8 protein-coding genes, 1 tRNA gene and 1 pseudogene are annotated in these 14,667 nt (G+C 55.3%); 4 read left to right on the top strand and 6 right to left on the bottom strand.

Going from position 1 to position 14,667, the window contains the following annotated elements:
- The first annotated feature begins 87 nt into the window (after window positions 1-87).
- Window positions 88-3,453: a DEAD/DEAH box helicase family protein gene (locus B5F76_RS13650; protein ID WP_087355536.1), complete on the top strand. Its 3,366-nt coding sequence runs from the start codon at window positions 88-90 to the stop codon at window positions 3,451-3,453.
- Between the two features lie 379 nt (window positions 3,454-3,832).
- Window positions 3,833-3,949 (top strand): annotated as a pseudogene (locus tag B5F76_RS15620) (helix-turn-helix domain-containing protein); the annotation flags it as partial.
- A gap of 455 nt (window positions 3,950-4,404) precedes the next feature.
- Here the strand turns inward: B5F76_RS15620 and B5F76_RS13640 are convergent.
- From B5F76_RS13640 to B5F76_RS13615, 6 genes are all read right to left on the bottom strand, one after another.
- Window positions 4,405-5,391: a hypothetical protein gene (locus B5F76_RS13640; RefSeq protein WP_087355524.1), complete on the bottom strand. Its 987-nt coding sequence runs from the start codon at window positions 5,389-5,391 to the stop codon at window positions 4,405-4,407.
- A gap of 59 nt (window positions 5,392-5,450) precedes the next feature.
- On the bottom strand, window positions 5,451-6,032 hold the full coding sequence (locus B5F76_RS13635; protein WP_144268497.1) for a hypothetical protein: 582 nt from the start codon (window positions 6,030-6,032) through the stop codon (window positions 5,451-5,453).
- A 453-nt stretch (window positions 6,033-6,485) separates the two neighbouring features.
- Window positions 6,486-6,788: an HU family DNA-binding protein gene (locus tag B5F76_RS13630; protein ID WP_087355516.1), complete on the bottom strand. Its 303-nt coding sequence runs from the start codon at window positions 6,786-6,788 to the stop codon at window positions 6,486-6,488.
- Window positions 6,789-7,753: 965 nt separating this feature from the next.
- Window positions 7,754-10,081 (bottom strand): vitamin B12-dependent ribonucleotide reductase, encoded by a 2,328-nt coding sequence (locus tag B5F76_RS13625; RefSeq protein ID WP_087355515.1) that lies wholly within the window; start codon window positions 10,079-10,081, stop codon window positions 7,754-7,756.
- Between the two features lie 71 nt (window positions 10,082-10,152).
- Window positions 10,153-12,459: a DnaA ATPase domain-containing protein gene (locus B5F76_RS13620; RefSeq protein WP_087355513.1), complete on the bottom strand. Its 2,307-nt coding sequence runs from the start codon at window positions 12,457-12,459 to the stop codon at window positions 10,153-10,155.
- 483 nt (window positions 12,460-12,942) lie between these two features.
- Window positions 12,943-13,761 carry an RNA-binding domain-containing protein gene (locus B5F76_RS13615; protein ID WP_162608862.1) on the bottom strand — a complete coding sequence of 273 codons (819 nt, stop codon included), beginning with the start codon at window positions 13,759-13,761 and terminating at the stop codon, window positions 12,943-12,945.
- 258 nt (window positions 13,762-14,019) lie between these two features.
- Here B5F76_RS13615 and B5F76_RS13610 point away from each other — a divergent pair.
- A tRNA-Asp gene (locus tag B5F76_RS13610) sits at window positions 14,020-14,096 on the top strand.
- A gap of 218 nt (window positions 14,097-14,314) precedes the next feature.
- Window positions 14,315-14,563 carry an Arm DNA-binding domain-containing protein gene (locus B5F76_RS15615; protein WP_446717643.1) on the top strand — a complete coding sequence of 83 codons (249 nt, stop codon included), beginning with the start codon at window positions 14,315-14,317 and terminating at the stop codon, window positions 14,561-14,563.
- The last annotated feature ends 104 nt before the right edge of the window (window positions 14,564-14,667 follow it).

Raw genomic sequence — 14,667 nt, 5'->3', positions numbered from 1 at the left:
TCCAACAGGTCGACAAATCAAAATTTCTCTGCCAGTTTACACTGAAAAGGTTCACAGATATTCTCTTTGCGCAAAGGAGACACCTGTATGGCTAATTTCGATTTTCTTAATGATTCCAAAGAATTCGCTATGTTCGCACCCGCTGCAGAGGAAGCTGAAAAAGTCTTTGCTTCATCTCCGGCCATGTGCGTGATCGGCTGTCGCAAGGCGCTCGAACTGGCGGTGAAGTGGGTCTATGCTGTCGACAAAACCATACAGAGGCCTTACAGGGACAATCTCTCCGCCCTTATCCACGAATACACCTTCAGAAAACAGCTTGTCCCCATGCTGTTCGACAAGATCAAGAACATTGTGGACTTTGGAAATATCGCCGTCCATACGAACAAGTCCGTTCCTCCCGGCATCGCCATGATGATCCTCAAGGGACTTTTCGAGTTCATCCAGTGGATAGACTATTCCTACGGCAAGGAGTACCAGCCCCGCCAGTTTGATGAGAAGGCAGTTCCCCGTGAACGCGTTGCTCTGGACGTTCAAAAGATCAGGGAACAGGAAAGCCTGCTTGAGCAAAAAGACGCAGAGCTGGAAACTCTGCGCCAAAAGCTCGCCGAAATGGCGGACATTTACACTGCGGAAAAGGCCCATAATCAGCAGACTCGTACCATAAAGATTGGAGATCTTTCCGAGTTTGAGACCAGAAAGAATTACATCGATGGCATGCTCCTCAAGATGGACTGGAAGCTGGAAGGTCCCGACAAGGATGTTTTCCAGGAGTTCGAGGTGGACAACATGGCTGGCGGTCTAGGCCAAAAAGGCTACGCCGACTATGTTCTTTTGGGGAGTGACGGCAAGCCCCTGGCTGTAGTGGAAGCCAAAAAGGCCTGCAAGGATCCCAATACTGGGCGTATCCAGGCAAAACTGTACGCAGACAGCCTTGAAAAGCAATACGGACAACGCCCCTTCATGTTTACCACCAACGGCTTTGACACGTGGTTCTGGGACGATGTTGAAGGCCCACAGCGCAAGGTAAGCTGCATCCACAGCAAGGCCGACCTTGAGCGCCTCATGAGCCGCCGTGCCACAAAGCAGCCCCTAGATGAAATCCCCATCGATCCAGACATTACCGACCGCTACTATCAGCAGGCGGCCATCCGTGCTGTCTGCGAAGAAGTAAGCAGGGGAGGACGCAAGCATCTGCTCGTTATGGCCACAGGTACGGGCAAGACCCGCACTGCTGCCAGCCTGACAGATGTCCTCAGCAAGGGAAACCACATCACAAACGTGCTTTTCCTTGCCGACAGAACGGCTCTGGTCATACAGGCGAAGAACGATTTCAGGAAATATCTGCCGAACATGTCCTTGTGCAATCTCTGTTCCAACAGAGATGACAGATTGGCTCGCATCGTCTTTTCCACCTATCCGACGATCATGAACGCCATTGACAGGGCCAAGAATGAGGACGGCAGCGTGCTGTTCACCCCTGGACACTTTGATCTCATCATCATTGACGAGAGTCACAGAAGCATCTTCAAGAAATACCGCTACATCTTTGAGTATTTTGACGCCATCCTCGTGGGTCTTACTGCCACGCCCAAGACCGAGGTGGACAGAAACACGTATGACTTTTTCGACATGGAGACTGGTGTCCCTACCTACGCCTACGGCTACCAGACCGCAGTGGAACAGGATCATGTCCTCGTTCCCTACTACAATTATGAGGTAAAAACACAGTTCCTTTCGGATGGCATCACCTACGACGACCTCTCCGAAGAAGATAAGGCTCGCTACGAAGACGATTTTACCGAGGACGGCATCATGCCGGAATTCGTACCATCACAGGCAATCAACAGTATCGTCTTCAACCAGAAGACCGTGGACACAGTCCTTCAGGATCTCATGGAGCGAGGCATCAAGGTCAACGGCGGTGAACGCATTGGCAAAAGCATTATCTTTGCGCAAACCAAGCAGCACGCCGAATACATCCTTGAGCGCTTCAACAAACTCTACCCTCAGTATCGGGGCAAATGGGCCAATCGCGTCGTGTGTGACGACAGTTATGCCCAGACTGTCATTGACGACTTCAAAATCGCCGACAAGCCCCCGTACATTGTCGTTTCCGTGGATATGATGGACACCGGTATCGATGTTCCCGAATGCGTCAACCTCGTTTTCTTCAAAAAAGTCCGCTCCAGAACCAAATTCTGGCAAATGATTGGGCGAGGTACCCGCCTTTGCCCAGGCCTGGAATGCGTAGACGGGAATGACGGGGCATATACCGGCAAGAGATATTTCTTCATCTTCGACTACTGCGGAAATTTCGAATTTTTCCGACAGTCCAAGAAAGACCTGGAATGCACAGCACAGGCGTCGCTTTCGGAGAATATCTTCAGGAAACGCGTTCGCCTGATGGCTAAGTTCCAAGACAGCGCCTTTGGCGACGAGAGCTTTCAGCTGTGGCGCAAGGAACTGCTTGACGACTGCCAGCAGCACGTGGCCGCGCTCAATACCGAACTGTTCACAGTTCAGCTTGCGCTCAAGCATGTAGAAAAATTCAAGACAAGCGAAGCATTTGCCAACCTCTCCGAGGAGGATCTTCACAATCTGGAGAAGGAGCTTGCTCCGCTTATCCATTACGACGAGCCAGACAACCTGGCTCTGCGCTTTGACAATTTCATGTACGGCTTCATGCTGGACGTGCTGGAAAACAATGCGCGCAAAAAGTCTGATATTGCCACCCTGGTCAAGACAGTTCGGGCTCTTCAGAAGCTGACAAGCCTCCCGCAAGTGGCGGCAAAACTGGATCTGCTCAAGCAGATAGACCGTGAAGACTTCTGGAAGGACATCAATATTCGTACGCTTGAAGATATCCGACGCGAGCTGCGCTCATTGATTCAGTTCCTGGGCGGAGACGAAAAAACGCCCATCATCACAAATCTGAATGATCCTGTGCTTGAGAGCGAAGAAGGCGACATCCTGTATGCAGAGGACGTGTTCGAGAATTACGAAAAAAAGGTCAACCGCTATATTGAGGAGCACCGGGATTCTCCGGCCATCTACAACCTGACACACAATATTCCCATGACCCCGGAAGACTACAAAGAGCTGGAACGCATCTTCACGCAGGAGCTGGGCACGCGTGAGGATTACTATAAAGCCTTTCAGGATACTCCGTTTGGCCTGCTCGTTCGCAAGATTGCCAAGCTGGATCATGAAGCTGTACGTCACGCATTTTCCGAGTTCATCAATGATAATTCTCTGAATTCTCGACAGATTGAATTTGTAAAGAAGATTATTCTCTATATCGAACAGAATGGATATATTGAAGATCTGTCCGTACTGACAAAACCACCCTTCGACAAGCCTACAAAGCTGTTTGACTTTGATTCAGTTCAACAGAAAAATCTGATATTTGCAATTAACTCTGTAAAAAATAATGCTATTGCATCCTATGCATAATCAATAAATCCTCTTATAGTTTTCTTGTATTTCTGTCATGACTATGCTTCAAGATATTATAGCCTGTCTTAATCATGTTAAATATTTATACTTCTACTCAACAGAGTATATCGAACTAACAGTATATGATATGGATAAACTAGTTCTATAAGACAGGAGAGCGCTCTTGAGAATACCAAACAAGACAATAATATTGTGGTTTTTCCTAACACTCTTGCTGATAGCCCAAATCATAGAACTTGTCCGAAACCACAACTAGAGAAGAGCTGGATATTTTTCCTGCACTTAAGGATGTGGCGGCTGTAGGGCGAAGGAATACTCCAAAAACAAACGAACAAGAGCACAACACGGAACCGACTTATGCACAGGAGAGCCCAACATGTTGGACAAGTACAAAATCAATCAAATCAAGGTTCTATTGAGCGAAGGCAATGGAATCAAGACAGTGGCGAGGCTGACGGGCGTCTCTCGCAACACAGTGCGGCGTTATCAGCGCAATACTCCCCTCAAGGGGCGTCACGGCCTCGCGTGGCGCGCTATGGAGGCGAAGCGGGAGGAGCTCAAAAAGCTGTTTTACGCCTGCAAGGGCAATTGCTCGACTATGTACCGTTTTGTGGAGGACACCATCGGTGTAGAGCCGCCGAGTCTGCGCACGTTGCAGAAGTTCTGTGTGCCCTTTCGCCTGGAGCTAAGCCAAGAGCAGACTGACGAGGGCGGAACGCTCCCCCCCCCATCCAGCGGCACAAGGTAGGCTAACGGCAGGCGCAGGAAAAACATGGTTCCCCTCCTCCCAAAATGACAGCTGACCTTCCCTCGACAATTTTGCAGCAAGCTGCTGCAAAATTACCTTGGGATATATCACGGTGCTCGGCAGCAAGCTCAAGAGGAGGAACGCACCTCTGGTACGACAAGGCAGCCTGCGGCCGTAGCAGTCACATGTGATCCCAGGGGCTACTCCCAGCCTGCGTCGCCAAAGCGCTCCACACGCACTATGCCCTCGCCCTCTCCAAAGCAGGCGTCCTTGGCTATTTCCGCGAAGCGTTCCACGCGCCAGCAAGGCAGGCTGTTTATCTGGGCGTAGAGCGGAGCAAGCCCACGGACACTTTCCACTGTCTTAAGCCCCAGCATGGTGGCTATCTCGTCCTCGGCAAGCTCAGGCTCGTCGTCAGCCCCGTCCCAGTCGAATAGGCTGGAATACAGCGTTGTCATGAGGGTGAGCACGCCTGGCAGGGGCCTTTCCCCCAGCTTCTTCCAGAGAGCCACCCAGTCTGCCAGAACCTCGTTTGCGGGAACTCCCAAGGCTGCCAGGGCCACAGGGTTTACCTGCAGCTCATAGCCCTTTTCGGTCCTTGTCACCCTGGTCAGAAGATACTGGTTGGAGAAGATCGTCTTCTCTCCCTGTCGCAGAGTAAGCGAGAGGCAGGCGAACCTGCACAAAATCTCCCAGGTTTTGTCCCCGAAAAAGCTTAAGGAGCCCTCGTCAAGGACAAGGGTGTAGGCAAGGCCTGCATCGTCTTCCCCGGTCTCGGCCATGGCAAGGGCCTCGTCCACAAGAAGCAAAAAGACAAGATCTTCCTCTGTCAGACGCAAGGAAGGCTTCTTCTTTGGCGCACCGGGTATGCGGGCAAGGGCAGCGCACCTTTTCTCGTCCAGAGAAAGGGACCAGGAAAGGCCTCCCTTGGTCGTCCTGCCCTTTTTCGACTGACTCTCAGACTCTTCGGGGGCCTTGCGCACTTCCTCCCCATAGGTGCCGGACATGGAATGTGAGTTTCCAGGCCAGAAAAGCTCTGCGCAGAAGGGATCAAGTCCTGCCTCTCCCCTTGCCTCGAAGTACGTGTCCAAAGCGTCGAGCATCCTTTCCCTGGAAAGGGCCTCCTTTTGCGGCAGTCTCACACTCCTGCAGGCATAGCCGGCACTCTTGCTCAAAGGCTCAAGCATTGTTTACCCCCACGTGATACGAAAAAGGGGGCATACGCCCCCGTGATTTTTTATAGCCTTTAGGCAAGGTACGGCGGATGCAGGACGTTTTCCTGACCCGTGCAGAGAATGCAGCCCTGGGCCTTGGTAATCATTTCCGGCAGGGGGTAGGTCTGGTACACCCTTGCCACGCGCTCCACAAAATTGCTCTCGTTCCAGGTCTTGATGTAGTTGGCGTAGAAATGCTTGTCCACTGCAAGGCAGAGCTTCTTGGAGAGCGGATGGGAGAAGGTGAGCGTCCTGCAGGCCATGATCTTGCCGGTTTCAGTGGAAACCAGGGTGATGAGAAGCTGCAGCTTCTCGGTCACGTGCATGAAGGGGGGCCTGATACGCTTTTCTTCGGGCAGGGTCATGGCCGAAAAGACCGTGTCGGACCAGTGGCAGCCCTCGAAGCGGTAGAGGAAAAAGAGATCCCTGTCCTCGCTGTACCACACGCCGAAGGACACCTTGCCGTTGGAGACGCGCCACACGTCCTCGCTGCTGATATTGTCCCAGAAAAGATCAAGACGGCACTCAGGCCCAATCATCGTGAAAAAGCTGCCGGGCACCCAGCTTGTTCTTCCTTCCTGAAAATACTTTCCTACCATTTGATCGTGTTGCACTTGTTGCTCCTTTCTTGTCTTCCAGCATTGTCTTCCAGGCCCGGCTTTTTCCCGGCTCCCGGCCGTTTGCTGTGACTTGTGTATCTTTCCCGTTCCGCAAGGCCCAAAGGCCATGAGCAGGGCTTGCCGGGCACCTTGCGTCCTGCGCAAGCCAGACGCGTGTGGTCCCTGTTCCCCTGTGGGTTTTGTATGTCTTTTTCAGAAATGCACTGTTTCCCTGCTCCGCGGATACGGATTTTTCCGGATTGTTGCCAGTTTGACTGTGGTTTTTTACACTTTTTTCGCTCGCCCCTCAAGCCCCAGCAATCGGGCACAAATCGCCAGAAATGCAGCGCGCCGCTCTCCCCTGCGCCATCCTGGGCGCAAGAATGAAAGCGGCGCATGCTTCGGACCTGAATGGTTGAGGGCGAAAGCCGGCAGGCCTTGCCCGCGCTTTGGGCCGAAAGACGCTGGCTAGAGCCTTGCGGTATTTTCCGGCATTCCCTCGTTCAAGAGCTCAAGCAGTTCCTTGCCAGCCTTGAAGAAGGGCAGGCGCTTGCGGGGGACCTGGATTGTGTCGCCCGTGTTGGGATTGCGCCCGTTGTAGCCCTCGTACTCCTTGACCTGCCATGAGCAAAGACCGCGGATTTCAACCCTCGAGCCATCCACCAGTGCCCTGGTGATGGAATCGAAAAAGACATTCACGATGGCGGTGGCGTCTTCCATGGAAAGCTCGCATTCCCTTGCAAGCTGCGTGCACAATTCGCTTCTGTTCATGTGAGATTGGGCGCCCCCTGGCCAAAAACCAGGAAGGATACGCCATCCTCCTTTGTGTGGAATAGCGGCGGGACGCATGGGGACATCTCCCCTTGCGCGAGATCCGCCAGTACGGCCCTTGGGGCCTTGTGAAAAAACTGGCCGGGACAAAATCTGAAAAAAGCTGCGTAAAAGGCTCTTTGGCCTTACTCAGCCCTGGCCCTGAAGGCTGCGAATATGAAGCCCTGCCAGGCCGGCAATTGCGGTATCAAGTTGGGCCTGTGCCCTGAATATGGACCTCCCGAAGCCAGGAATAGTGTGTGAATGACGCTAAAGGGGGCTTTGCGACGGAGGAGACGGGCTTCAAAAGCCCAAATCTCCAGGCCGTTTTTTGTGAAACAGCGCCTTGCCCTGGGGCAAATTTGCCTGCCTTGCCGCGGACTTTGTCCGTGCAAGGCTTGCGCGGCATGCCCTGCCGCATGGAAGAAGCCGGGCCGTAGGGGAAACAGCCTTGGGCTAAGGGCCTGAAACTGTGGGATCACTGCGCCAAGAGGCCTTGTCGCGTGCAAATTTCAAAGACAACCTTTTTTCAGTATTAGTAAAAATGACAGGAATACGCAAGACTTGTCCCCCAATACCTGCCTAGTCGCAGGCGCTCAAATCCCTCTTCTTCCAATGGTCCCAAAGCCCCCAAAAAGGTCCTTCTCCCGGCAGGTTGCCCGCCTAATACCCAAGTATTTCACTTATATTTGGGGCAGAGAAAAATTTTTTCGTACAAGAGACAAAGTGTGCCATCCTGTGCACCAGGCCAGGGAGGGCACGCCACCATCCAGGCGGCTCTCCCTGTGACATCATGTAGCTCGCATGCTCAAAAGCCCTGCCGGGGCTGCAAAAAAAGCCCTGCGCATTGCCCCTGTCCCGTTTCGGGAAAAGGGAGTGCGCGGGGCCAAGTCTTTTTGCTTTGCGTCTTTTCTATCAGGGCCAGCCTAGCCGCAGTGCGAGAAGCCGCAGCTATGGCAGACCATGCAGCCTTCCTCGCGGGTCATGGGGGAGCCGCAGTCAGGGCACTTGTTCTCCACTATGTCCTGCACGACGCTCGCGTTGGTCTTGCCGTCCATATAGTGGCTCTCCAAAACCCAGGCCACGGCATCGGGGATGGAGAGCAGAAGACCCTTGCGGCGAAAGACAGGGTGTTCTCCGCCTATGCCGCGCAGCTGGGCAGTAATGTCCTTAACGTCTATTCCCGAGCGCAGGGCCAGGGAGACCAGGCGGCCAATAGCCTCGGCCTTGGCTGTGACACTGTGCCCGGATTTGCCAATGGTGGCAAAGACCTCGAAGGGCTTGCCGTTCATCTCGTTCACGGTGAGGTAGAGCGTACCAAGGCCTGTCTGCACGCGCTGTGTGAAGCCGTACATGACGTCCGGCCTGCTGGCCACTTCCCGCGAGGTTTTGGACTCTGCCACGGGTGCAGCGTCCGTGTTCCCGGATGCCGGGGCCGTATGCCCTGCCCCTTCTTCCGCACTGGCAGGCTTGTCGGCCTCGCTGCTTCCGGCAGAGAGCACCTGTACGCTCTTGCAGCCATCGCGGTAGATGGTGACGCCCTTGCACCCGTCCCTGTAGGCCTTGAGATAGCAGTCGCGCACGTCTTCCACGCTTGCCTCGTGGGGCAGGTTCACAGTCTTGGACACTGCGTTGTCCGTGTACTTCTGGAAGGCTGCCTGCATGGCAACGTGCCAGGCAGGCTCAATGTCCTGGGCAGTGGCAAAGACCTTCTCCATATCCGCGGGAAGTCCAAGGCCCTTCACAGTGCCCTGGCTTTTCACCTTCTCGACCAGCTCTTCGGAGTAGAGGCCGCGCAGCTCAAGGGCGCGCAGAAAATGCCTGTTCACCTCCGTGAGCCTCTTGCCGTCGAGAACGTTGCGAGTGAAGGCCAAAGCAAAAAGGGGCTCTATGCCGGACGAGCAGGAGGCTATGATGGACAGGGTGCCAGTAGGCGCAATGGTGGTCACAGTTGCGTTGCGAAGAGGCTCCCCGTTCGCAAAGACGGATTTTGCAAAGTTCGGGAAGGGACCGCGCTCCCTGGCAAGCTCTCTGCTCGCAGCCCTGCCCTCCTCCTGCACTATGCTCATGACGCGCTCGGCAGCGGCAAGGCCCTCGGCTGATGCGTAGGGTATGCCGAGCTCGAAGAGCATGTCCGCAAAGCCCATGACGCCAAGGCCGATCTTCCTGTTTGCGCGCACTGTGTTCCCTATGACCTCAAGGGGGTAGAGGGAGGCGTCTATGACGTTGTCCAGAAAGCGCACGGCAAGGCGCACAGTCTCTTTCAATTTCTCCACGTCAAGGCCTGCCTCAAGGGCGTCAAGGCCGCTTTTGGCGCGCCTTGCCCGTTCCTCATCTGTGTACACCATGCGGGAGAGGTTGATGGAGCCCAGATTGCAGGCCTCGTAGGCCTGCAGGGGCTGCTCGCCGCAGGGGTTGGTGGCCTCTATCTCGCCAAGAGCGGGGCAGGGATTGTCCCTGTTGATGCGGTCCAGGAACACGATGCCCGGATCCCCGGACGCCCAGGCCTTGCGCACCAGAAGGTCGAAGACCTCTCGGGCATTGAGGCTGCCGGCCTTCTCGCCGTTATGCGGGTTCACAAGATCAAAGTCCTCCCCCTTCTCGGCCGCCTCCATGAAGGCTTCCGTAAGGCCTACGGAGAGGTTGAAGTTGTTGAACTCCCCATCCTTTTCCTTGGCAGAGATGAACTCCAGTATGTCCGGATGATCCACGCGCAGGATGCCCATATTGGCTCCCCTGCGCGTTCCGCCCTGCTTTATCTGCTCGGTTGCCGTGTTGAAGATGCGCAAAAAGGACACAGGACCCGAGGCCACGCCGCCCGTAGTCCCCACGCGGCTTCCCTTGGGGCGCAGCCTTGAGAAGGAAAAGCCAGTGCCTCCGCCGGACTTGTGGATCATGGCAGCGAACTTCACGGCATCGAAGATTTCCTCGATGCTGTCGCCCACGGGCAAAACAAAGCAGGCAGCGAGCTGGCCCAACGGCAGGCCAGCGTTCATGAGCGTCGGAGAATTGGGCAAAAAGATCCCCTCAGCCATGAGTTCGTAGAAGCGCAGGGCCAGATCCTCAGCCTTCCAGGGCGAGGTGGGATAGTTTTCCTCGGAGGAGGCAATGGCTTTTGCCACGCGCCAGAACATGCCCTCAACGCTCTCCTTCTCGCCTGTTGCGGGATCCGTCTTCTGGTAGCGCTGGGCAAGCACTATCTTCGCATTCTCGCTTAAAGTCACGACCCCGAGATCCTCCACGTTCACGCTCATATATCCTCCTTTCGATCCCCATGACAAAAAACAAAGGGGTGCTCGAAGGCACCCCGCTCCCGATAAATCTGTTACGCACACCTTGCGCAGCCCGCGTTCTTTTCTATGAGCTCCACAAGGTGGGCCGTCTGGCGGCCGGACTTGGTCTGTGAGGTCAGGCTGTGCTCAATGGTGGCTATGCCCTTGATGACAGTCGAGTGGCGCTTGTTCACCTTGGCGCCTATCTGGGCCAGGGTCATGCTCGTGTGCTTGCGGGCAAGGTAGAAGAGCACGTTGCGCGCCTCAACAAAGTTGCGCCTCCTGATACAGGAGCAGATCTGGCTTTCCGTAAGCCCGTAGCACTGGCTCACGCAGCCCATAAAGTCCTCGAAGGTCGGAAGAGGCCCATCCTGCTTGTCCTGGCTGCAGCCAAACTTGCTCAGGACTTCCAGGGCGAGATCCGGGCTTGCGCCAACGCCCATGACCTTCATGCGCAAAAAGAGCGTCTGCAGGCAGGACTCGATCCTGCGCACATCCCCCTCAAGGTGGGTAGCAAGCAGGGCCACCACTTCCTCGTCCAGGGATATGCCGTGGCTGGCTGCCTTGCGACGCACAATCTCGCAGCGCATGGCGTAGTCTGGCGCGTCCATGCTGGCCTGCACGCCCGAGGCAATGAGGGACACAAGCTGCGAGTCGAGGTCCTTCGTAAGGTCCTTGGACATGAAGCGGCTTGTGATGACCACCTTGCTGCCCTTGCCCTGCAGCTGCTTCACCAGGGACATGAGCAGTTCCTGGGTCTTGTGCTTGCCGAAAAGGAACTGCACGTCGTCAATGAGCAGGAAATCCAGGGCGCGCACGCGGCTTGTGAAATCGTCCAGGCTGTCGTTGCGCAGGCCCATGCGGAAACGGGCGTAGAAGTCTTCTGCCGTAAGGTAGGCCACGCGGGCTGTGGGACCGCGGTCCTCCAGAATCTGGCGCACAGCGGACTGCACGATATGGGTCTTGCCAAGGCCTGGCTCGGAGCTTACGAAGAGTGTTTCCACAAAGCTCTTGGGCCTGCACACGTCCTGAGCTGCGGTCAGGGCCATGGCATTGGTCGGCCCCACCACAAAGTCCGCAAAGGTGTAGCGCCACTGCTTGCGGTTCAGGGCATCGCCGGACAGGGTCGCTGCCTGATCCAGGGGCAGATTCCTGACCAGGGGCTGGGCCGCCATGGTGTAGGTGCTGCGGCTTCCGTCAGCACCCACAGTGGTAATGCTGGGCATGGAGCCAGTCATGGATCCCGGTATGGAACCGCCCATGGCTCCCATGGTCCCGGTAAGCGAACCTGCCATCGCCCCCATGGCCTGCATGGCAGAGGCCTTTACGCCATTGTCCGTGACCATGGCGCCCATGGGGACTGCGGACACGGGCGAGGCAAAGGCCTGCGCCTGCATGGAGGCAGCGACAAAGGGCGACATGGAGGCCTGGGTAGAGGCTTGAGAGGAAGCCATGCCGGCCGATGCGGCCCTTGCCCTGCCAGCGGCCGGTGCCGCGCAAGCAGCCATCGCAGGGGCTGTCAGTGGCAGGGAGGGCTCTGCCATAGCTGTTACCCTGGGTGTCTGAGTCGCAGTGGAGGCTGCAGTCTTGGACGCTGCGGGCGCGGCCTTTTGGGCAACCCCTGCCTCGGTCTGGCTTCGGGTTGTCTGGCCTTCCCCTTTTGCGCCGGCTTCCACTTGCCTTGCCTGGGCCCTGTTTTCCGTGGCCTTTTCCTGGCAGGCGTGCTGGGGTTCTCCGTGCCCGGGAGTGCCCTGTGCAATCCTGTCAGTCGCAGTAAACGGCTTTGCAGCGGTTTTTGTACCGGACTGTGTGCCGATCTGACCCTGGACTGTCTGCCTAGTCTGGGCAACGCTTCTTGCGCCCTGGGCCCTGGCTATCCTTGCAGGTGCTGCGCCAACCCTGACGCTCGTCCTGGTCGCTGCAGTCTGCTGGTGCTGTTCTTTGATCGATGGCTTGTCCTGAGCTTGGGGCTGAGCCTTGGCTTGAGACGCTTGCCCTGCAGGCTTGGCCTGCACACCCTGTTCCCTGGTCCCGGGCACAGGGGCAGATCCGGCTGCACGCACGTCTCTTGTCGCATTGGCGGATCGGGCATCGGTCAGGCCCGGGAGCATGGCTGCCCCGCCAATGTTCATGACTACCTCGTCGGGCCTGCAGTCGAAGATCTGGGCTGCGGCCTGGCGGATAAGTCCTCCCATCTTCTTCTCCAGCCTGTGGAGCATGTAGCTGCTGGCCCCCTGCAGACACAGGGTCAGACTGCGCTCTCCTGTTTGCGCCACTATCGGGGCCAGCCAGACCTTGAAGTCAAAGTCGTCCACCTTGGCGGAGAGAGCGTTGAGTATTTTGTTCCAGCAGTTGGTCATAGAGTGGAAGGATCCTTAAATTTTGATTCTGGGTCCGATGCCAGCAGGGGACAGCCGTGGAGGAAAAAAAAGGTGCCTTGTTTCGAGTTGAAAGGTCACCGGGAAAAAGCACGGGTCCAATGGACGCGCAGTGGCGAAAAAGTAACAATTTGTGACAGAAAAGTAAACTGGCGAAGGCCCGAAAAAAGGGCAAGGAGAGCCCGTTCCCAGTCTTGAGCTTGATAATTTCTTGAAAAATATTTTTTCACTCTCTGGGAACTGCAGGGGAAACACGTTGTTTCCGTATCGTACTACAAACAAAAACCTTTCAAAATTCGCACAAATGCAATGTCAAGCACTAATTTTTCCCGAACTATACAATAAACTGATGCAGCATGACACGCTCAAAAGGGACAGATGACAAAACGATCACAAAAAAATCGAGCAGATCGGATACCTCTTCCGCATGCCTTCAGCGCATGGCGAGGAATCACGAGATGCACTCTAACGACTTTTGCTCCCATCGTCCACAGCTTTGGCGGCCTCAGGGGCGCAAATCCCCTCTTGACAGGCCCTTTCCGGCACGCACACCCAGTGTCCGGCCCTGCTCGACCCGTAGCGGACTATGGCCCCCAACTCCTTGAGGAGTGCCACTCTTTTGATGACCGTCCTTTTGCTGATGCCCATGCGGGCCGCGAGTTCCAACGTGGTCACAAATTTGTCGTTTGCGATAAGTCTGTAAACTTCCCTTGCTTCTCTGCCCTCGAAAGATTCCGGGTCAAAGGAGGAAAAATTTTTTTCTTCCTGTCTCTCGTCCCCTTCCGGAGCACCGTCGCAAGAAGCCCCTTTGGTCTCCAAAGGGCTCTCCCTGCCTGCCTTGTCAGATGCCTTGCCATCGCTCTGAAAGGACTGGAAATGTCCGCAGGCTTCGTCCGGGGCCTGTGCTACGCGCCCTGCCGCAACCTTGACCCAGGCCTTTCCCGCATCGTCCAGCACAAGCTTTCTGCTCACAGGCACTTCCACCACGATGACAACGCGCCCGCTTGCAAGAAGGATATTCCCTGTGCGCACAACCAGGGGTGGCACAAGGCTTTGGGCTGCCCTCTGGAGTGTCTTGTTCACCCGCGCGATCATGGCTCCGGCCAGACCCGGCATGGAACCATCCTCGGCAAGGCCCAGAAAGATCTCTCCGCCAGCGGAATTGGCAAGGGCTGCCATTTCGCAGGCAAGCTCCCTCTCCTCCAGCTCCACGCCCAAAAAGCGGTGGCGGCTGTCCTCGCCCAGCGCAGCCTGTCTGGCAAGTCCTGCTTCGTCAAGGATCATAAACTCCCTCCATGGCCTGCGGCCAAAGCCGCACCTTTTGCGGAACATCCGCCAAATGTGAGGCACAGCCAAGAGACTACCAGCATGTGCCCCGGGATCAAGCCTTTTTTTGGAGCAAGGATGTGCAGGCCCGGAAGAGCCCCAAAATGTTTTTTGTTCCGGTATGTTGCAAACAATTTCAAAAAAATTGCCGCCAGACTATTGACAGAAGCCTGTCTTTTGCGTAGAAGTCTTTTCCTGTGTTCGATGAACACTCGCGGAACGGTAGTTAAGACGGTTATAACGCCGGCCTGTCACGCCGGAGGCCGAGGGTTCGAGTCCCTTCCGTTCCGCCACTCATAGAAATCTAAAGGGTTTTGTTACTGTCCATTAGTAGCAAAACCCTTTTATTTTTAGGTAGTTAGACCGTCTAAGCCCATCTATTCCTGCCCGTTTATTGCCAATCGTCTCTGAAATTTGGTATCCGTATTGGTATCCCTTTCTCAGAGGGATACCCATTTTAAGGCTTTTTTAGGCCAAAAAGGATACCAATATCGTCTAAGAGGTTGGCATCATGTCGAAAAAATTTAATATTCTCACTGCTCCAGTAGTGAGCAAAGCCTTGCGTGCCGGGAATCCATGTATTCTGCAAGACGGTGGATCACTGACATTGGAAGTGACCGGAAAAAATCAGGGCAAGTGGCTATACAGGGGTAGAAAGCAGGGAAGCCGGACCGTGATCAAACTTATATGCGGTTATGCTCCGGAAACAGGACTGAGTGAAGCCCGCAGCAAAAGAGACGAGTATAAACTTTTACCCTGAGTTCCCGGGTAGATTTTCTTACCACACATCGTGCCCCCTAAAAGTTTCCAACGCGGGGGTATTCCTTTGCGGGGTGAACCTTCAGGAGTTTGTAGATGTCGTTC

Origin of the sequence: Desulfovibrio sp. An276 (genome assembly GCF_002159665.1) — a bacterium.
Taxonomy (GTDB): domain Bacteria; phylum Desulfobacterota; class Desulfovibrionia; order Desulfovibrionales; family Desulfovibrionaceae; genus Desulfovibrio; species Desulfovibrio faecigallinarum.
This window is presented reverse-complemented; position numbering and strand designations above follow the sequence as displayed.